The organism is Rhizobium vallis, assembly GCF_003985155.1.
Classification (GTDB): Bacteria; Pseudomonadota; Alphaproteobacteria; order Rhizobiales; family Rhizobiaceae; genus Rhizobium; species Rhizobium vallis.
Genome location: NZ_ML133698.1, coordinates 111,044 through 129,950, shown reverse-complemented (window position 1 = coordinate 129,950; position 18,907 = coordinate 111,044). Strand labels below are relative to the sequence as shown.

General features: G+C 62.8%; 16 protein-coding genes. 9 read left to right on the top strand and 7 right to left on the bottom strand.

Translation table 11 applies throughout. The features are described from left to right. Positions 1–198: 198 nt before the first annotated feature. Together EFQ99_RS28675 and EFQ99_RS28670 are read right to left on the bottom strand one after the other, a co-directional pair. Positions 199–447: a hypothetical protein gene (locus EFQ99_RS28675; protein ID WP_126924536.1), complete on the bottom strand. Its 249-nt coding sequence runs from the start codon at positions 445–447 to the stop codon at positions 199–201. A gap of 92 nt (positions 448–539) precedes the next feature. Continuing rightward, positions 540–830 carry a hypothetical protein gene (locus EFQ99_RS28670; protein ID WP_126924535.1) on the bottom strand — a complete coding sequence of 97 codons (291 nt, stop codon included), beginning with the start codon at positions 828–830 and terminating at the stop codon, positions 540–542. Positions 831–1,052: 222 nt separating this feature from the next. Between EFQ99_RS28670 and EFQ99_RS28665 the strand changes: the two genes are divergently transcribed. Next, on the top strand, positions 1,053–1,313 hold the full coding sequence (locus tag EFQ99_RS28665; protein WP_126924534.1) for a DUF982 domain-containing protein: 261 nt from the start codon (positions 1,053–1,055) through the stop codon (positions 1,311–1,313). Between the two features lie 56 nt (positions 1,314–1,369). On the opposite strand, the gene EFQ99_RS35195 is transcribed toward EFQ99_RS28665, so the two are convergent. The 3 genes from EFQ99_RS35195 to treZ form a co-directional block, all read right to left on the bottom strand. Further along, on the bottom strand, positions 1,370–1,531 hold the full coding sequence (locus tag EFQ99_RS35195) for a hypothetical protein (protein WP_164736455.1): 162 nt from the start codon (positions 1,529–1,531) through the stop codon (positions 1,370–1,372). Between the two features lie 156 nt (positions 1,532–1,687). Then, positions 1,688–3,550, bottom strand: a complete 1,863-nt coding sequence (malQ, locus tag EFQ99_RS28660) for a 4-alpha-glucanotransferase (RefSeq protein ID WP_126924533.1) — start codon at positions 3,548–3,550, stop codon at positions 1,688–1,690. Positions 3,551–3,575: 25 nt separating this feature from the next. Then, on the bottom strand, positions 3,576–5,345 hold the full coding sequence (gene treZ, locus EFQ99_RS28655) for a malto-oligosyltrehalose trehalohydrolase (protein WP_126924532.1): 1,770 nt from the start codon (positions 5,343–5,345) through the stop codon (positions 3,576–3,578). 177 nt (positions 5,346–5,522) lie between these two features. Between treZ and EFQ99_RS28650 the strand changes: the two genes are divergently transcribed. Then, positions 5,523–5,804: a type II toxin-antitoxin system ParD family antitoxin gene (locus EFQ99_RS28650; RefSeq protein WP_126924531.1), complete on the top strand. Its 282-nt coding sequence runs from the start codon at positions 5,523–5,525 to the stop codon at positions 5,802–5,804. After that, on the top strand, positions 5,804–6,022 hold the full coding sequence (locus EFQ99_RS28645; protein ID WP_245441595.1) for a hypothetical protein: 219 nt from the start codon (positions 5,804–5,806) through the stop codon (positions 6,020–6,022). Before EFQ99_RS28650 ends, EFQ99_RS28645 begins: the two co-directional genes overlap by 1 nt. Before the next feature lie 126 nt (positions 6,023–6,148). On the opposite strand, the gene EFQ99_RS28640 is transcribed toward EFQ99_RS28645, so the two are convergent. Both EFQ99_RS28640 and EFQ99_RS28635 read right to left on the bottom strand, forming a co-directional pair. After that, complete coding sequence (locus EFQ99_RS28640) at positions 6,149–7,822, bottom strand: response regulator (protein ID WP_126924530.1); 1,674 nt, start codon at positions 7,820–7,822, stop codon at positions 6,149–6,151. Positions 7,823–7,832: 10 nt separating this feature from the next. Then, a complete protein-coding gene (locus EFQ99_RS28635; protein WP_126924529.1) occupies positions 7,833–14,135 on the bottom strand; it encodes a HAMP domain-containing protein in 6,303 nt (2,100 codons plus the stop codon). A 168-nt stretch (positions 14,136–14,303) separates the two neighbouring features. Between EFQ99_RS28635 and EFQ99_RS28630 the strand changes: the two genes are divergently transcribed. The 6 genes from EFQ99_RS28630 to EFQ99_RS28605 all read left to right on the top strand — a co-directional run bounded on the left by EFQ99_RS28630 (position 14,304) and on the right by EFQ99_RS28605 (position 18,901). After that, a complete protein-coding gene (locus tag EFQ99_RS28630; protein ID WP_126924528.1) occupies positions 14,304–14,756 on the top strand; it encodes a hypothetical protein in 453 nt (150 codons plus the stop codon). Between the two features lie 27 nt (positions 14,757–14,783). Beyond that, a complete protein-coding gene (locus EFQ99_RS28625) occupies positions 14,784–15,062 on the top strand; it encodes a hypothetical protein (protein ID WP_126924527.1) in 279 nt (92 codons plus the stop codon). Between the two features lie 2 nt (positions 15,063–15,064). Then, positions 15,065–15,928 carry an alpha/beta fold hydrolase gene (locus EFQ99_RS28620; RefSeq protein WP_126924526.1) on the top strand — a complete coding sequence of 288 codons (864 nt, stop codon included), beginning with the start codon at positions 15,065–15,067 and terminating at the stop codon, positions 15,926–15,928. A gap of 152 nt (positions 15,929–16,080) precedes the next feature. Continuing rightward, positions 16,081–17,106, top strand: coding sequence for an ABC transporter substrate-binding protein (locus EFQ99_RS28615; RefSeq protein WP_126924525.1), 1,026 nt, complete (start codon positions 16,081–16,083; stop codon positions 17,104–17,106). Continuing rightward, on the top strand, positions 17,103–18,143 hold the full coding sequence (locus EFQ99_RS28610) for a FecCD family ABC transporter permease (RefSeq protein WP_126924524.1): 1,041 nt from the start codon (positions 17,103–17,105) through the stop codon (positions 18,141–18,143). Before EFQ99_RS28615 ends, EFQ99_RS28610 begins: the two co-directional genes overlap by 4 nt. After that, on the top strand, positions 18,140–18,901 hold the full coding sequence (locus tag EFQ99_RS28605; protein ID WP_126924523.1) for an ABC transporter ATP-binding protein: 762 nt from the start codon (positions 18,140–18,142) through the stop codon (positions 18,899–18,901). The genes EFQ99_RS28610 and EFQ99_RS28605 overlap by 4 nt, the downstream gene beginning before the upstream one ends. Positions 18,902–18,907 lie beyond the last annotated feature (6 nt).

Genomic DNA, 18,907 nt, shown 5'->3' with positions numbered 1-18,907 from the left:
TCGGCGTCCCCAACATGCTTAAAAATCGATCAAATAACGAAACTGCGAATTTCGGCAATCCAATCAAAAGCCGTCTAGCCCACGCCTATCAAGCACACATCGTTGCTACGGTCGCGTGACATCAGCGTGACATGCATTCAGCGCATGGGAACGCAGCAGTGCGGGCTTCGTGAAATGTGGCTTTCAAGCTCCCTGTGCTCAATGCAATGTCGTGTGCAGTCCGTGTTCTCCAGCCGTCTGCGGCAAGCGTTCAGCCTTGCATGCGAGCGATCGGATGGCTTCGTCGGCGGCGAAGAGCACGTTCCTCAGCCGTTCGATCTCGCAATCGAGTTCGTAGATTTCGATCTCGTCGAAGTCTCCGCCATGGAGCAGGCGCTTCGTCGTTTCGATCAGGCGCTCCGTGCGGCCGACGATATCGAGTGTGCTTCGTATGAGGACGTCGAGCATGATTTCCCCTCACCTAAGGGAACCAACGTCGGTCATAATCGACAAGCTGGCAATCCTGAAATCTTGTTAGATCCGACGAAGGATAGCTCGCCTCAGTCGTCGTCGAGCGAGAAGACTGGCCGATAATGGCGCTCGGCGATCAGCAAGCTCCGGTCCGGCTGAATGATATAGATCTCTTCGACCTGCCGCCCCCATTGATCGGTAAAGCTGTGCGGGAAGGAAGAACCCACTGGCGATTTCGTCAATTTCGTGCGCGGCTGACCGTTATAGGTGATGCTGCCGGGAATGGGGGCGAGCCCCGCCGACGAATAGCTGCCTGAGGCGGTCGTGCAACCCGTCAGCGCAACGGCCAGAACCAGCCCCAATCCTATGCTCCGCTTCATCGAATCCTCCAGCTGCTTCGGCCTCGGCCGCTCGCTCCAAATATAACAAGCGGCGGCGGACAGTGTTCCTGAAATCCGCGACTATGGCCTTAAACCGGAACAACCGTGCCACGGCGGAGTTCGGCCGGCAAAGGAGATCACACATGCCCCCGAAAAATCGATCCAATGCCCGGCGCAGTACCGCAAGATCTGCGACCCCGGACGACCGCATGAGATCATGTCATGGCTAACGTCATCGAGGTCGATTTCAAGCTGGTGTGGCGATATCCCGTCTTCATTCGCACCGGCGAGAGCGAGGAACAGTGCATAGGAGGCCCGGATGCGGCCCTCGAAGCGCTGAACCACCGCTGGTCCAGCATGCGGGGCGGCGGTTATTTCGAAGCGAAGCGGCGCTGTGTCGATGCGCTTCGCAGGCGCGGCAGCGCCGAACTGGCCCGCCAGCGTTTCATCAAGGCCGCGATCGCGGCCGGCGTCCTGGCCTGACGACGCCGCGGCAGCGAGCCGGAAAGCACGCATCACGCGCCGTCGCCGCAGGCATCTCAAAACTCGTCGCTGCGACGCTTAACCGCGTGTTTCACAGCCAGCAGGTGCCTGCGCCGTTCCAGCACATAGTCGGCATAGCCAACACAGATGAACAGCAATGTCGGGCCGGCAAGGGTGATGATGAGAACCAATGCAACAAGGATGAATGCGGTCGTCATGATCTGTTTTCCATCACAATCGTCATGGCGAGGCGGGCAGGCTTCCAGCACCTCGTCATGAGGATGATTTCTCCTCGATTCCGCGAGTCAAACTGTTGAAGCCCAAGGAGGTTCCGCCCGAGCGGCAAATCGTGCGATCGGCCCACCCGACCTCGATCACCGCCGCGGTCTTTCCTCCCGCATCGCTGCCGTCACGCGCGCAACCAGCGGGCTCGCCGTGAGATCGCCCAGCGCAACCGAGAGCTTCGGCTTCCAGTTCGGATAAGTGTCGCTGGTACCCGGAATATTGGTCGGCTTTTTCTCTTCGGTGAGATCGGCAAGGCGAACTACGGCGAGAAGCGACGGGGTCCTGGCAATGAAGCGGTAGGCGCTGACGGTCAGTTCTCTTAGAGCTTCCCGGCTTGCCCTCGCGGTAAGCCCGGCCGGCAGATCGAGACCGGCGGCCTCGAGCGCCGCCTTGAGATTTCGGCGTTCGCGCTTGCGGTGTCTTAGATGTTCCCCAGTGAGATCCGGCGGCACGATGGCATGGTCGCATCTGGCCTTGATATCGGCGCCGCGCCACCAGCCGGCCAGTGTCTGGTGGTCATGCGTCGAGATGCAGGCCAAGGCGAGGACGGGATAGGCATCCGCCGGCTTGAAACCCTTCTCGTCCTGCTCGTAGGAAAGGATGCGATAGGAAAGGATCTGCGCCGCGTCGAGATCATCGGGCAGGTCTTCAGGGATCATGCCGAGCGCCTCGCCGATGACGAGGCATCGATGTTCGGCGGAAGCGTCTGCGAGGATCTGCAGGAGCCGATGCTGGGGATAGCGGACATAGCCGCCGCCATCCGGCCGGCTGCCTGTCGGCACCAGGAAGAGGCGACGAACCGCCGGAGCGTGGTCGATGCGGATCGCGCCCGAATATCGCATGGCCGCGCTCACCATGCGCCGGTAGGGCGACATGTTTCCCGCGGCGATCGTGGACGGCAGATATCCCGCGAGATGCCAATCCTGCCCGTCCACGGCGAAGGGATCGGGAGGGCTGCCGATCGTGGCTTTGGAGACATAGACGTCGGGTTCGCTCCACGTCGCCGAGCCGTCGACAGCTTCGCCGACGGCAAGATCGAGATAGAGCCCGAGCCGCAGGCCGGCCTTACGCGCCCGCTCCGCCGCCTGCAGCAACTGCCGATGAGCGAGCCATTGCAGCCACATATGGAAACGGACATCATCCGCGTGGTCGCGCTCGAATTCCCTGACGGCTGGACTGTCGCAGCGCCGGAAATCGGCCGGCCATCCCCGCCAGCCCGCACCCCTCCCGTCTTCCACCATGGAAAACGACAGGCATTCGAAAAGCGCGTGCAGCCTGAGGCTGTCGCCCCGCTCTGCGATGAAGGCGTCGAAATCAGCGGGATGGTAGTTCGCGTCGGCCGGTCCCCGCTGCCGCCAGGCCGGCCAGAGACCACGCAGCGCTGCGAGCTTGGTTCGGGCGACCCCGACGTAGTCGACGAGATCGGTTCGGCGAAGGCGCTGCAATTGCCGTTCGAGTTCGGGGCTTCCGACAAAACCCGGCACCCGGTCGACGGCGATATAAAGCGGGTTGAGATGCTGGCGGTTCGATGGCTCGTAGGGACTGCAGCGGTCGGGATCTGCGAGAAACGGCGCGTGAAGCGGGGTGAGGCCGATGAAATCGGCGCCGAGCGACCCGGCGAGTTCAGCCATATCGGCCAAATCCTGGTAATCGCCGATACCCCAGTTGCGCGGTGAACGCAGCTCGTAAAGCTGCAGGCTGATGCCCCATATCCGGGTGCGGGTAAGGAAATCCGGCAGAAACGAGGTCGGGATTTTCTGATCCGCCGGCTCCCGCTCCGGCAGCGACGCACCCGCCTCCGGATCAGCGGCTGCCGGCAATTCGACTTTCAATGCCGACAGGATCTTGCGTTTGGCCGCGTTGGAGATTGCCACCTCCCGATTGTCCGGGCTCGGCCTGGTCGGGCTGATGCCATGCCGGCGAGCAAGCTCGTCGAGGTCAGCGGATTTCATCCTGCGATCGTCTTGCCGCATGCGCTCACGCCTCACTGACGCTCCAGATCACCGTCCAGGGCGCGAGATCGCCGCCGTCGAGGTTGCCCAGACGGAAGATCGTCTCGCCCTCGTGCCGCTCCTCGGGAAGCATCGCCGCCTCATTGCCGAGATTGGCGCGCAGATGAAGGCGCCTGCTGCCGGCGAGCGTCCAATCTACGGCCACAGCACTTCCTGCCGAGCGGTAAACGGCGTCACCGGCGCCGGCGCCCTTCAGCAGGGGAATGATTTTCCGGCGCCTGACATCAAGAAGCGTCCTGTAGAAATCGAGGGTCTCCGAGGAGTCGAGTTTCGACCAGTCGAGCTTGGCGGCGGCGAAGGTCGACGGCGCCGTCGGATCGAGAAGGTCTTCGGCATCAAAGCCCGGCAAGCGCGAAAGCTCCTCGCGGCGGCCTTTCCTGACCTTCTCGTTCAGGTCCTCGTCGAAATCACAAAAGAAAGGAAAAGGCTCTTCTGCTCCCCACTCCTCGCCCATGAACAGCATCGGTATTCCGGGCGCCAGGAGATAGATTGCTGTGACCGCCCTGACGGCATCGGCCGGACTTGACGCCAAGACACGATCGCCGAGTGCGCGGTTTCCGATCTGGTCGTGGTTCTGGATGAAGGAGACGAAAGCGGTCGGCGGCAGATGGCCGCTCGGCTTGCCGCGGCTTCCCCCGCGATAGGGCATGTGTTCGCCCTGGAACACGAAGCCTTCCGCCAGCGCCCGGCCGAGATTGCCGGCGTCGCCGGCGTAATCGGCATAGTAACCAAAGGTCTCGCCCGTGGCAGCGATATGTAGCACATGATGCACGTCGTCGTTCCACTGGGCGGTGAACAGTTTCGCCTCGCCATTTTCGTCGCGCTGCAGCAGGTCGCTGTCGTTCTCCTCGTTTTCGACCACCAGGTGAACATGCCGGTTTCCGGCCGCGGCCCTGATGCGGCGCGCAAGTGCGCGGAGAAGATGCTCGTTGCTGTCGTCCTTGATGGCGTGGACGGCATCGAAGCGGAAACCGTCGAGCCTGAACTCGGTGATCCAGTAGATGGCGTTCTCGATGATGAATTCGCGGATCATCTCCGAGCCGTCGCCATCGTAATTGATGCCGTGGCCCCAGGGCGTCTTGTGATGATCGGTAAACAGCGGCGCATAGGCCGGGATGTGGTTTCCGTCAGGCCCGAAATGATTGTAGACCACGTCGAGGAAGACGCAGATGCCACGCTCATGCGCCGCGTCCACCAGCGCCATGAAATCTTCCGGCCGCCCGTAGCTGGCATCAGGCGCATAGGGAAGCACGCCGTCATAGCCCCAGCCGTAACGGCCGGGGAATTCGCTGAGCGGCATGATCTGCAACGCCGTGACGCCGAACGACTGCAGATGGTCCAGCCGCTCGATCGCCGCCTTGAAAGTGCCCTCCGGCGTGAAGCAGCCGATATGCATCTCGTAGATGACCATCTCTTCCCAGGGCCGGCCCGTCCAGTCGTCCATCTTCCAGTGATAGGAGGAAAGGTCGACCACTTCGCTCGGCCCGTGCACATCCTGCGGCTGGAGCCGCGAGGCGGGATCGGGAACCTCGCGACCATCGGGGAGGAGGAAGCGATAGCGCGTGCCGGGACGGGCGTCCGTGACCGTACACCGATGCCAGCCGTCTTCCGCTGCCCGCATCGGGCGCGGATCTGCGCCCTCGATCTTCAGCGACACGCTTTCATGCAGGGGAGCCCAGAGGCGGAACAGAGTGCCCTCTTCGGTGAATGCAGGGCCAAACGACATTTTGGTCAAGCGAAAGCCTTGGATGAAATGGCATGGGATTGGAGTAACTTTTGACAGGGCAAAAAGTTTCGCCGGCGTGCGAATTGCGAAGGCGGCCGTTGGGCAGACGTAGGAGTATAGGATTGCTTCTACCGGAGTAGGATTGTATCCTACTTTGTGTTAGAATTCCGGAGATAGGAGTGCGAGATGCGTTCGACTCAACAAATGAGCATCACCTTGCCGGTGGAAATGGCGAAGCGCGTAAAGCAGCGAGTATCTAGCGGGGACTACGCCTCGGAGAGCGAAGTCATACGCGAGGGACTGCGGGCTTTGCAGGAACGCGAAACTGCGGTTGAGCATTGGCTGCGAACGGAAGTCGCGGCCACCTACGATGCCTACAAGGCCGATCCTGCGACGGCCAAGCCCATCGATGAGGTCTGGAAGCGTCTTGAAGCGCGCATGGACGAAATCGATCGGGAAGAAGGTTGATGAAACGCTATCGTATCCGCCTCACCGATGAGGCGGAGTTGGATTTGGCGCGCATCTATCTTTCGTCCGCCAGAAATCCGCATCTTCTGCCGTCGCCCGCGACTATGTGGCCCGCATCAAGACGTTTATGGATGGGTTCGAGACATATCCCGAGCGCGGCAGCATCCGTGATCATGTTCGGCCTCGGCTGCGCATCGTCGGTTTTGAGCGCCGGGTAAGCGTGGCGTTCGTGGTAGAGCCCGCCGAGGTCGTTATCCTCCGTATCCTCTATGCCGGGCAACAATTCGAAAGAGACGAGAGTTAGAGCCACCCTGGATGCATATATCCCGGCACCACCCCCACCATCAAGCCGCCGCGACTTTGCCGGAGAGCGCCTTATCCATCGCCACCTGAAGCTGTTCCTGTGTGAACGGCTTCGTCATCCTGAGCATCCGCCCCAACCCGTTGTCTTCGGAAAGCTCGGCATAGCCGGAGGCGAGGATAACGGGCAGGTCGGGGAAAGAGGCGCGAAGGCGGCGCGCGAGTTCGGCGCCGGTCATGCCGGGCATGGCATGGTCGGTGATGACGAGGTCGCAATCCTGGCCGTCGGAGAGGAATTCCAGGGCCTGCGAAGCGGAAGAGGCTTCCCGCGGCAGGTGGCCGAGATCTTCAAGCATCGCCACGGTTCCGGTTCTGACGAGCGCGTCGTCGTCGACCACCAGAATGGCAAGGGATCTCGACACTGGTTTCGGCGGCTCCGCCGCAGGTTCGGCGACGGGCGGCGCCTTGGCGAAGGCCTCGGCGATGGGCAGCCAGAGGGAAACGGTGGTGCCCTCTCCTCGCATGCTCGATATCTGGATCGAGCCGCCGGATTGCGCAGCAAGACCATGAACCATCGACAGGCCGAGGCCGGTGCCCTTGCCGACCCCCTTCGTGGTGAAAAACGGCTCGGCGGCACGCGAGACAGTTTCCTCGTCCATGCCTTCGCCATCGTCGGACACCGATATTCTGATGTAATTGCCGCCCGCAAGACCGGCCGGCCGAGCCTCTTCAGCCTGAACCGCGGCGACCGTTACGGCGCCGCCGCTTTCCAGCGCGTCACGCGCATTGACGAAGAGGTTGAGCAGCGCCAGTTCCAGCTGGTTGCTGTCCACGAGCAAGGGCGCCAAATCGGCCGGGATGCGCTTGCGGATCTCGACGCGTGGCCCCACGGCCTTGGCAAGCAAATCTTCGACGTTTTCGAACAGCCTGAGGAAGTCGACCGCCTGCGGCTTCAGTTCCTGGCGGCGCGCGAAGGCGAGAAGGCGCTGGGTCAGGGCCGTGCCGCGCTCGGCTGCCTGGATCGCGTTCGTCACCAGCCGCTCGCTGCGCTCATCCGGCGGAAGCCGCTTCTTCAGAAGGCTGAGGCTTCCGAGCACCGCCATCAGAAGATTGTTGAAATCGTGCGCCACGCCGCCCGTCAGGTGGCCGATCGTGTCGAGTTTCTGCGCCTCGAAGAGCTGCGCCAGCGCCTCCTCGCGCTCGCGCGTCCTCTGGTCGATCCGATGCTCGAGCTCCTCGTTGAGTTCACGCAGTTGCGCCGCCGAGGTTTCGAGTTCGGCGGTGCGTTGGCGCACCCGGGCCTCCAGATCGGCGTTCAGGCGTTCGAGTTCCCGCGTCTTCCGGTAGAGATCGGCAAAAACCCTGACCTTGGCTCTCAGCACCTCGGGCACGATCGGGACGGAGACGTAATCGACGGCGCCGACCGCGTAGCCGCGCAGCCGGTCTGGCTCGGCCAGCATCACGGCGGAAACGAAGATGATCGGCGTGTTCTGGTAGCGTGGATGCTGGCGGATCATGCCGACGAGCTCAAATCCGTCCTGCTCCGGCATGCAGACGTCGACGAGGATCACGGCGATTTCGGTGCGCAGCAGGTGCTCGAAGGCTTCGCGGGCGGACTGCGCTTTGATGAGGTTTTCCTCGAGTTCTTCGAGGATGACCTCATAGCTGAGGAGCTTTGCGGGCTGATCGTCGACGAGGAGGATGTTGACGGGGTTCATGGCCGGGTCCTCAGCGGTGCAGCCACATGCGCAGAGCCGACAGAAGCTGCTCGGTGTTGACGGGCTTCGCCAGATAATCCGACGCGCCCGCTTCCAGACATTTCTCGCGGTCCCCCTTCATCGCCTTGGCCGTCAGCGCCAGGATCGGCAGCCGCCGGAAGCGCGGCTCCGAGCGGATGACCTGCATCGTCTCGTAGCCGTCCATATCAGGCATCATGATGTCCATCAGCACAATCGCGACGGAGGGTTCGTTGTTGATGACGTCGATCGCCTCGCTGCCGGTCGTCGCGGTCAGCACCTTCATCCCACGGCGTTCGAGGACGCTGCTCAGCGCGAAGATATTGCGGGCATCGTCGTCGACGAGCAGCACGGTCTCGCCGACCAGATCCTCGTCCGAACTGTGCAGCTCCTGCAGCGTCGCCTGTTTTGCCGCCGGCAGGTCGGCGACGACCCGGTGCAGGAACAGCGCCGTCTCGTCGAGCAGGCGTTCGGGCGACTCGACGCCCTTCACCACGACGCTGCGGGCCATGCTGTGCAGCGTCGCGTCCTCCTCAGGCGAAAGCTCGCGCCCGGTGAAGACGACCACCGGCACTTCGGCGATCTCGCCATCGTCGCGTATCTGTTCGAGTACCTCGAAGCCGGACATATCGGGGAGCGTCAGGTCGAGCACGACGCAGTCGGCGGAACCTTGCCGGAGAACGGCGAGCGCCTCCGATCCGGAGCCGACGCTGGTTATGTCGATGTCGTCGTGCCCGAGAAGAGCGGTGACGCTCATGCGCTCGGCCTCGTTGTCTTCCACGAGCAGCAGATGTTTGCGGCGCGGCTCGGCATAGGCTTTCAGCCGCGACAGCGCCTTGCCGAGGCCTTCAGGCGTCGTCGGCTTGCTCATGAAGGCGAAGGCGCCACGCGTTAGCCCGTGCTGGCGATCCTCGTCGAGGCTGATGATCTGCACCGGAATGTGTCGCGTCTGCGAATTCTGCTTGAGCTGGCTCAGCACCGTCCAGCCGAGCATGTCGGGCAGGAAGATATCGAGCGAGATCGCCGCTGGCCTGTACTCCTGCGCGAGACCAAGCGCGTCGCTGCCGCGCATCGCAACCAGCACCTTGAAGCCGTTGTCGCGGGCGAGATCGACGAGAACGCGGGCATAGTGCGCATCGTCTTCGACGACGAGCAGCACGGAATCGCCGGGCTCGATCCGATGACGGTCATCCGCGACATGCTCGGTCGGCTTTTCGGCACGGCGGCTCGCCGCGGCTTCCGCGAATTCCACGACATTGGCCGGCGGCATGGCAGGCTTCAGTGCAACCGTGCCGGCGCCGACATAGGTGAGCGGCAGGTAGAGGACGAAGGTGCTGCCGACACCTGGCGTGCTGCGCAGCTGGATCTCACCGCCGAGGAGGTTCGCCAGCTCGCGGCTGATGGCGAGACCGAGGCCGGTGCCGCCATATTTGCGGCTCGTCGAGGCATCCGCCTGCTGGAAGGCCTCGAAGATGATGCGTTGCTTTTCCGGCGGGATGCCGATGCCCGTATCGACGACTTCGAAGGCGATGACCGAGGGCGCATGCCGGAGCGAGGGATGTTCGGGAGACCAGCCGCTCGTTGCCGATGCGACGCGCAGCGTGACGCCGCCCTGCGCTGTGAACTTGAAGGCGTTCGACAGCAGGTTCTTGAGGATCTGCTGCAGCCGCTTCGAGTCGGTGATGATGCTCTTCGTCACATCGGTGCCGACCTCGACCGCAAAGGAGAGGTTGCGATTTTCGGCCTCGTGCCGGAACGGCCTTGCCATGACTTCGAGCAGGTTGCTGACGAAGATCTCCTCGGCGTCGACCGACACCGTGCCGGACTCGATCTTCGAGAGATCGAGAATGTCGCTGATCAGGTTCAGCAGATCAGTGCCGGCGCCATGGATGGTCTTTGCGAACTCGACCTGCTTGACCGACAGGTTTCCATCCGGGTTTTCCCCGAGCTGCTGGCCGAGGATGAGGATCGAATTCAGAGGCGTGCGCAGCTCATGCGACATGTTGGCGAGGAATTCGGACTTGTACTTCGATGTCAGCGCAAGCTCGGTCGCCTTTTCCTCCAGTGCGCGTCTTGCCTGCTCGATCTCCTGGTTCTTCGCCTCGACCTCGACGTTGCGTTCTTCCAGCTGCTGCGCCTTCTGGCCGAGCTGCTCGTTGGTCTGCTGCAGCTCACGCTGCTGCGTCTGCAGTTCGGCGGCGAGCTGCTGGGACTGCTTGAGCAGGCCTTCGGTCTGCATGGTCGCTTCGATCGAGTTGAGAACGATGCCGATCGATGTCGTCAGCTGGTCGAGGAAGGAGAGCTGCAGCTCTGTGAATTCGCCTGCTGAAGCAAGTTCGATCACTGCCTTCACCTGCCCCTCGAAATGCACGGGCAGGACGATCGCGCTTCGCGGCAGCGTCGTGAACACGCCAGAGCTGATCGGGACGACATTGTCGGGAAGATCGGTGACGAGGATGCGGCGGGCGTCGCTGGCGCATTGGCCGACGAGGCCCTGGCCGAAATCGAGCCGCGGCGGATGCGCCGCCTCGACCCCTTGCGCATAGACCGACAGTAGCGAGAGGAACGGCTGGCTCTCGTCGGCATCCATCTGGTAGATGACACCCTGATGCGCGCCGACCAGCGGCGCCAGTTCCGAGAGCAGCATCTTGCCGACCAGCGTCAGGTCGCGCTGGCCCTGCAGCATGTTGGTAAAGCGCGCCAGATTGGTTTTCAGCCAGTCCTGCTCGGTGTTGCGCTCTGTCGTCAGGCGCAGGTTGTCGATCATCGTGTTGATGTTATCCTTGAGCTCGGCGACTTCGCCGCGCGCATCGACCTTGATCGACCGCGTCAGGTCGCCCTTGGTGACGGCGGTGGCAACCTCGGCGATAGCGCGCACCTGGGTCGTCAGGTTGGCGGCAAGCAGGTTGACGTTGCCGGTCAGGTCTTTCCACGTTCCCGCAGTACCGGGAACATTCGCCTGGCCGCCGAGGCGGCCTTCCACGCCGACTTCGCGCGCCACCGTGGTCACCTGATCGGCAAAGGTCGCGAGTGTGTTGGTCATGTTGTTGATGGTTTCGGCAAGCGCCGCCACCTCGCCCTTGGAGGCGACGGTGAGGTTCTGCTTGAGGTCGCCGTTAGCGACCGCCGTCACCACCTTGACGATGCCGCGCACCTGCTCGGTGAGGTTGGCGGCCATGACGTTGACCGTGTCGGTGAGATCCTTCCAGGTGCCGGCGACACCCGGCACCTGCGCCTGGCCGCCGAGCTTGCCTTCGGTGCCGACTTCGCGGGCCACGCGCGTCACTTCGCCGGCAAAGGCGTTCAGCTGGTCCACCATCGTGTTGATGGTGTTTTTCAGTTCGAGAATTTCGCCCTTCACGTCGACGGTGATCTTGCGCGAGAGGTCGCCGCGCGCGACAGCCGTCGTCACTTCGGCGATGTTTCGAACCTGGGTCGTGAGGTTGGCAGCAAGCAGATTGACGTTGTCGGTCAGGTCCTTCCATGTGCCGGCCACACCCGGAACGACCGCCTGGCCGCCGAGCCGGCCGTCGGTGCCGACTTCGCGAGCGACGCGCGTCACTTCACCAGCGAATGAGCGAAGCTGGTCGACCATGGTATTCAGCGTGTCCTTCAACAGCAGGATTTCGCCGCGCACGTCGACGGTGATCTTGCGCGAGAGGTCGCCATTGGCGATCGCGGTCGCCACCTCGGCGATGTTGCGCACCTGCGCCGTCAGGTTACCGGCCATGGAGTTGACGCTGTCGGTCAGGTCCTTCCAGGTGCCGGCGACGCCGGAGACCTGCGCCTGGCCGCCGAGCTTGCCTTCGGTGCCGACTTCGCGGGCAACACGCGTCACTTCGCCGGCGAAGGCGTTCAGCTGATCCACCATGGTGTTGATGGTGTTCTTCAGTTCGAGGATTTCGCCCTTCACGTCGACGGTGATCTTGCGCGAGAGGTCGCCGCGCGCCACAGCCGTCGTCACTTCGGCGATGTTGCGCACCTGGCCGGTGAGGTTGGAGGCCATGGAGTTGACGTTCTCGGTGAGATCCTTCCAGGTGCCGGCTACGCCAGGCACCTGCGCCTGGCCGCCGAGCTTGCCTTCGGTGCCGACTTCGCGGGCGACGCGCGTGACTTCTGAGGCGAAGCGGTTCAGCTGATCCACCATGGTGTTCAGCGTTTCTTTGAGTTCAAGGATTTCGCCCGAAACCGACACGGTGATCTTCTTCGACAGGTCGCCATTGGCGATTGCGGTCGACACTTCGGCGATGTTGCGCACCTGCGCCGTCAGGTTGCCCGCCATGGAATTGACGCTATCGGTCAGATCCTTCCAGGTGCCGGCCACACCAAGCACGTTCGCCTGGCCACCGAGCCGGCCTTCCGTGCCGACCTCGCGGGCGACACGCGTGACTTCACCGGCAAAACCGTTCAGCTGATCGACCATCGTATTGATGGTCTCTTTCAGTTCGAGGATTTCGCCCGAGACGGTCACCGTGATCTTCTTGGAAAGGTCGCCCTGCGCAACCGCGGTCGCGACTTCAGCGATGTTGCGTACTTGGCCGGTAAGGTTGGAGGCCATGGAATTCACGCTGTCGGTCAAATCCTTCCAGGTGCCGGCGACGCCACGCACGTTGGCCTGGCCGCCGAGCCGGCCTTCCGTGCCGACCTCGCGGGCGACGCGCGTCACTTCCGAGGCGAAGGCGTTCAGCTGGTCGACCATCGTATTGATGGTTTCCTTGAGTTCGAGGATTTCGCCCTTCACGTCGACGGTGATCTTCTTCGACAGATCGCCATTGGCGATCGCTGTGGAGACTTCGGCGATATTGCGCACTTGCGCCGTCAAGTTGCCGCCCATCGAGTTGACGTTTTCGGTCAGGTCCTTCCAGGTGCCGGCCACACCGCGCACGTTCGCCTGGCCGCCGAGCCGCCCTTCCGTGCCGACTTCACGGGCGACGCGCGTCACTTCCGAGGCGAAGGCGTTCAGCTGGTCGACCATCGTATTGATGGTTTCCTTGAGCTCAAGGATTTCGCCCGACACCGTCACCGTGATCTTCTTCGACAAGTCGCCATTGGCGATGGCGGTCGAGACTTCGGCGATGTTGCGCACCTGTGCCGTCAGGTTCGACGCCATGGAATTGACGTTGTCGGTCAGATCCTTCCAGGTGCCGGCGACACCAGGCACCTGCGCCTGGCCGCCGAGGCGGCCCTCGGTGCCGACTTCACGCGCGACGCGCGTTACCTCACCGGCAAAACCGTTCAGCTGATCGACCATCGTGTTGATGGTTTCCTTGAGTTCGAGGATTTCGCCCGAGACGTCGACAGTGATCTTGCGCGACAGGTCGCCGCGCGCCACGGCCGTTGTCACCTGGGCGATGTTGCGCACCTGCGCCGTCAGGTTGCCACACATGGCGTTGACCGAGTCGGTCAGATCCTTCCAGGTGCCGGCAACGCCAGGCACGAGCGCCTGGCCGCCGAGCTTGCCTTCGGTGCCGACCTCGCGGGCGACGCGCGTCACTTCGGAAGCGAAGGAGCGCAGCTGATCGACCATGGTGTTGATCGCTTCCTTCAGCTGCAGGATTTCGCCGCGCACGTCGACGGTGATCTTCTTCGAAAGGTCGCCATTGGCGACCGCGATCGTCACTTCCGCGATGTTGCGCACCTGCGCGGTCAGGTTCGACGCCATCGAGTTGACGCTTTCGGTGAGGTCCTTCCAGACGCCCGTCACCTCCGGCACCTGCGCCTGCCCGCCTAGCTTGCCGTCGGTGCCGACTTCGCGGGCAACACGTGTTACCTCCGAGGTGAAGACGCTCAGCTGCTTGATCATCGTGTTGACGATATCGGCCGAGCGCAGGAATTCGCCTTTCAGAGCCCGCCCGTCGACGTCGAGCGGCACGGTCTGCAGCAGGTCACCCTTGGCAACCGCCGTGATCGTGCGGGTGACGGCCGTCGTCGGCCAGAGCAGATCGTCGATCAGGCCGTTGATCGACCCTTCCATCTCGGACCAGGAACCATCCGACAGGCCGAAGCGCACCCGCGTGCTCGTTCGCCCGTCGCGGCCGACGACCTGGCCGACATGTTCGAGCTGTTGGGCCATGCGCTGATTGGCGGCGATGATGTCGTTCAGCGCATCGGCGACCTTGCCGGTGACGCCGGTGAGGTCTGAGCGCATGCGCACGGAAAAGTTGCCACGCCTGACCGCGACAAGGACTTCCAGAAGGGCGCTGGCGTCGTCGAACGCCATGCTTTTGTGGTCATGACCGTTGAGGCTCTCTGCAACGGCGTCGTCGCGCGAAAATTCACTGGTTTGCTTGCTCACGGGATCCCCCTGATCGAAAACAAGTAATTAGTGCTCGACTGGAAAAAGGGTATGGGGGCTCCGCAGGGTTGCATAGATCAAGCTAACCCTACGTCAAGCGCCAAACTTTGCTGGTGCGGGAACAGTTTACGGCCGGGCGTCGTTTCCGTCCTGATGATGGAGAGCGACATGTCGAACGTTTCAAGGACAGGCAAAGAAGAGATCAACAACGCCACCAGCCCGACCACTTTCGGACGGTCGGTCGAGAGCCAGGCGCAAATGCGGGATGCTGCGGCGGAAGCGTCGCCCGAAACCGGCGGCGAGATGCTCAACATCTACCGGCTGGAACCGATCGCCAAACCCGACGATCCCAGATGGGACAATGCCCCCGGACACGGCGTCATCGTCGTGGCCGCCAGAACGCCGGGTGATGCCAGGATCGTCGCCGCGGCGCGCGAACTCGATTTCATGGAAGTGGATGCCGCACCCGCCGAGGATGTCACCACCGCCAATGCCAGCGCCTTTCGCGACGACAAACTCTACACCGTGATCGAGATCGATCGGGACAGACGTGATATAAAGCGGGGTATCCTCGACGGAACGGTCTCGGTCGACACGATCCGGCCGGTCGAGGCGGACTAGAAATCCTTCTTTACCCGGGGAGTTCTCATGAATACCGCCAATCTGCAGCTCAAAGGCCTTATCATGGCGATGGCCTCGCTATGCGACGCGATCGCCGAGAAGGAATTGCTCACGCGCGGGGAAATCGGCGCCGCGCTCTCGAAAGCTCAAAAGGCGATCGAGGAGGACGATGACCATGAGCTCTCCGGCGCCAACCAAGCGGCGATCCTGTTTCCGATCCGCGTGCTGCAGCTTGCCGGCGAAGCTGGCCGCAAAGAAGGGGCCACGTTTTCGGATTATGCAAGGCTTGTGGGCAAGCTCGGCTGACGATGTTCGAAGGCTTTGCTTGCGATACAGTCGACGTCGAGGCGGGTCCGCTTCGCGTCCGTCATGGTGGGTCGGGACCAGCCGTTCTTCTCCTCCACGGCCATCCCAGGACACACATGACCTGGGGCAAGGTGGCGGATCAGCTGTCGCCCGATTTTACGGTCGTCTGTCCGGATCTTCCCGGCTTCGGCCGCTCCTACCAGCCGGTCGATGCTCCCGACAGCAGCAACTCCTCCAAGCGCGCCAAGGCTGAATCCCTCATCGAGCTGATGCGGCGGTTGGGCTACGAAAACTTCGCGGTGGTCGGCCACGACCGCGGAAGCCTCACCGCCTTCCGCATGGCAATGGATCATCCCGACCGGGTGCTGAGGCTGGTCATCGCTGACGGCATCCCCGTCATCGAACATCTCGAACGCGCCGACTGGAAATTCGCCAGGGACTGGTATCACTGGTTCTTCTTTGCCGAGCCGGAAAAACCGGAACGGGCGATCTTGGCCGATCCCCTGGCCTGGTACGACAAGCTCTCCCCGGCGCTGATGGACAGGCAAGCCTATGACGATCTCCTCAACGTCATCCACGACCCAGCCGTGATCCACGGGATGATCGAGGACTACCGCGCCGGTCTGAGCATCGATCTCCTCCATGACCGCGAGGACCGCGACGCCGGCCGGAAAGTGACCTGCCCTATGCTCTGCCTCTGGTCGCTGCGCGACGACATGGAGCAGATCTACGGCGATCCCGTCGCCATCTGGCGAAACTGGGCGGAGGACGTGCGCGGTTTCGGCTTAGACAGCGGCCATCACGTGGCCGAGGAGAACCCGCGAGCTCTGTCGGAGGCGATCCGGGAGTTTCTCGAAAGCGGCTAATTTGGACTTAGGACGCGCTCTGGCAATGAGCGAACCGGCGCAATGTCCGGCGCTGTCGTTTTCTGTGAAAAGTTGATCGTTTTAGTCTTGTTTTCCGGTCACTCCTGCGGCTATACCCCGGCCGCATATATTCACGCACCGGGATTTTCATCGTGACCAGCTTTAAATCGCTTTTGGCCGTCTGCGGCCTCTCCGCCCTGATCGGTCTTGCCGCGACGCCGTCATTCGCCGGTCCGACCACTTACCCGCTGACGCTGGAGAACTGCGGCGAGGAGGTGACGTTCAAGAAGGCGCCCCAGCGGGCGATCGGCCTTGGCCAGAACAGCGCGGAAATCCTGCTGCTGCTCGGCCTTCAGGATAAGGTGGTCGGGACCGCCTTCTGGCCGAGCAAGGTCCTGCCTGAGCTCGCGGAGACCAATGCCAAGGTCAAGCTTCTCACCGTCGAAATGCCGACCTTCGAGTCGATGCTCGCCGAAAATCCCGATTTCGTGGCCGTCGCCCTGCCGAGCCTGGTCGGGCCGAACAGCAAGGTCGCCAAGCGCGAGGATTTCGACAAGGTCGGTGTTTCAACCTATCTCTCGCCCAGCACCTGCCTCAGCACCAAGGACGTCAAGGACCAGTATGGCAGCCGCGGTGAGCTGTGGAACATGGATCTCCTCTACAAGGAAATCGACGAACTCTCTAAGATTTTCGACGTCGCCGATCGCGGCCAGGCTGTGATTGCCGACTTCAAGGCGCGTGAGGCCAAGCTTCGCGGAAGCGTTTCCAAGGACGGCAAGAACCTCTCCTACGTCTTCTGGTTCTCCAGCCCCAGCCCGTCTGCCGATGCCTATGTCGGCGGCAAGAATAGCGCCTCCGGCTTCATCGCCGACCTGCTCGGCGGGCATAATGCCATCGACGCGGCAGCGGAATGGCCGACGATCGGCTGGGAAGGCATCATTGCCGCCAATCCCGACGTCATCGTCGTCGCCAGCCTCGATCGTAACCGCTGGGAACTCGACAAGCCGGAGGCCAAGATCAAGTTCCTGAACACCGATCCTGCCGTCAGCCAGATCCCGGCCGTCAAGAACAAGGCTCTCGTCGTCATGGACGGCCAGGCCATGAACCCGACCATCCGCACGATCTACGGCGCCGAACAGGTGGCCGAGCAGCTGAAGGCTCTTGGTCTTCTGAAGTGAGGGAAGCGGGTAGTCTCTTCCGGCAGCTGGGAGCGGCGACAGCACTGCTGCTCGCCTCGCTCTGCCTGATCGCGGTCGCCGTCGGCGTCAGCGTCGGGATCGGTGACCTGCCGATCCCGTTGGCGACCACCTTTTCGGCCGTCACCAACCGGCTTGGATGGACCGCGATCGAGCTGAACCGCATCCACGAGACCGTCATCTGGGATTATCGCCTCAGCCGCGCGCTCGTCGCCGCCTTCTGCGGAGCGGGCCTTGCGCTGTCGGGCGCGATTATGCAGTCGCTGCTGCGCAACCCGCTTGCCGAACCCTACGTGCTCGGCATTTCCGCCGGCGCGTCGACCGGCGCCGTCGGGATCGTTATCCTGGGGCTCGGCTCGGGCGCAGTCTCGCTATCATCCGGCGCATTTGCCGGCGCCTTCGCGGCCTTTTTCTTCGTCGCATTGCTGTCGAACGGCACACGGGGCGGCGCGGACCGCACCATCCTTGCCGGTGTCGCCGCATCGCAGCTCTTCAATGCCTCGACCTCCTATATCGTCACCACCTCGGCCAATGCGCAGCAGGCCCGCGACGTCATGTTCTGGCTGCTCGGCAGTTTCGGCGGCGTGCGCTGGCCGGAATTCGCTTTGGTTTCGATCGTCGTCGGCCTCGGCCTTGCCGCGTGTCTGCTCTATGCCCGCGTGCTCGATGCCTTCACCTTCGGCGACGAGGCGGCATCCTCGCTCGGCGTCAATGTCGGGCGCGCCCGCATGGTGCTCTTCGCGCTGACGGCCATGATGACCGCCACGATCGTCAGCATGGTCGGCTCGATCGGCTTCGTCGGCCTCGTCGTGCCGCATGTCGCCCGCTTCGTCGTCGGGCCGCTGCATATCCGCCTGCTGCCGGCCTGCGCCATCGGCGGAGCGATCTTCATGGTGCTTGCAGACATCGCCGCGCGCGCCCTCATTCCCGGTCAAATCCTGCCGATCGGCGTCGTCACGGCGCTGGTCGGCGTTCCCTTCTTCTCGATCATCCTCTACCGGTTCCAGCGCACGTCATGAGCATCAAGGCCGATAACCTCACCTGGAAAATTGGCAGGAAGACCATTCTGGACGGCGTTTCCCTCGAGGCGCAGCCCGGCCGGATGCTCGGCCTGCTCGGGCCGAACGGTTCGGGCAAGACCTCGCTGCTGCGGCTTCTCGCCGGCCTGAAGCGGCCGCATTCCGGCCGCGTCACGCTCGACCGCAACGACATCGGCGCGATCAGTCGCCGCTCGATTGCGAGGCGTATCGCCTTCATCGAGCAGCATGCCACCACGAATGCCAATCTCAAGGTCGTCGATGTCGTCAAGCTCGGCCGCTTTCCGCACCGGTCGATGTTCTCGGGCTGGACGAGGGCCGATGAAGAAGCGGTTGAAAATGCTCTTGCGCGTGCCGGCATGGCCGAGAAGCGCGACGATCGCTGGCAGAGCCTTTCGGGCGGCGAAAAGCAGCGTACCCATATCGCCAGGGCGCTCGCCCAGTCGCCCCAGGAGCTGATCCTCGATGAACCCACGAACCATCTCGACATCCAGCACCAGATCGGCCTGATGCGGCTCGTCTCCAGCCTGCCGATCACCAGCATCGTCGCCCTGCACGATCTCAACCATGCCGCCATGTTCTGCGATGAACTCATCATCATGCAGCAGGGGAAGATCGTTGCGTCAGGCGCGCCTGAGGACGTGCTGAGCGAGAAGCTTCTTCGCGAGGTCTTTTCCGTCGAGGCACGCATCGAAGCCTCGCCCCACCATTCGCGCCCGCATGTCCACTATCTCAAGTGAAAGAGG

Coding starts and splice junctions, on each gene's coding strand:
- EFQ99_RS28675 (WP_126924536.1), bottom strand. CDS start 447: ATGCTCGACGTCCTCATACGAAGCACACTCGATATCGTCGGCCGCACG.
- EFQ99_RS28645 (WP_245441595.1), top strand. CDS start 5,804: ATGAAACGCTATCGTATCCGCCTCACCGATGAGGCGGAGTTGGATTTG.
- EFQ99_RS28625 (WP_126924527.1), top strand. CDS start 14,784: ATGAATACCGCCAATCTGCAGCTCAAAGGCCTTATCATGGCGATGGCC.
- EFQ99_RS28605 (WP_126924523.1), top strand. CDS start 18,140: ATGAGCATCAAGGCCGATAACCTCACCTGGAAAATTGGCAGGAAGACC.
- malQ (WP_126924533.1), bottom strand. CDS start 3,550: ATGAAATCCGCTGACCTCGACGAGCTTGCTCGCCGGCATGGCATCAGC.
- EFQ99_RS28620 (WP_126924526.1), top strand. CDS start 15,065: ATGTTCGAAGGCTTTGCTTGCGATACAGTCGACGTCGAGGCGGGTCCG.
- EFQ99_RS28640 (WP_126924530.1), bottom strand. CDS start 7,822: ATGAACCCCGTCAACATCCTCCTCGTCGACGATCAGCCCGCAAAGCTC.
- EFQ99_RS28665 (WP_126924534.1), top strand. CDS start 1,053: ATGGCTAACGTCATCGAGGTCGATTTCAAGCTGGTGTGGCGATATCCC.
- EFQ99_RS35195 (WP_164736455.1), bottom strand. CDS start 1,531: ATGACGACCGCATTCATCCTTGTTGCATTGGTTCTCATCATCACCCTT.
- EFQ99_RS28650 (WP_126924531.1), top strand. CDS start 5,523: ATGCGTTCGACTCAACAAATGAGCATCACCTTGCCGGTGGAAATGGCG.
- EFQ99_RS28630 (WP_126924528.1), top strand. CDS start 14,304: ATGTCGAACGTTTCAAGGACAGGCAAAGAAGAGATCAACAACGCCACC.
- EFQ99_RS28670 (WP_126924535.1), bottom strand. CDS start 830: ATGAAGCGGAGCATAGGATTGGGGCTGGTTCTGGCCGTTGCGCTGACG.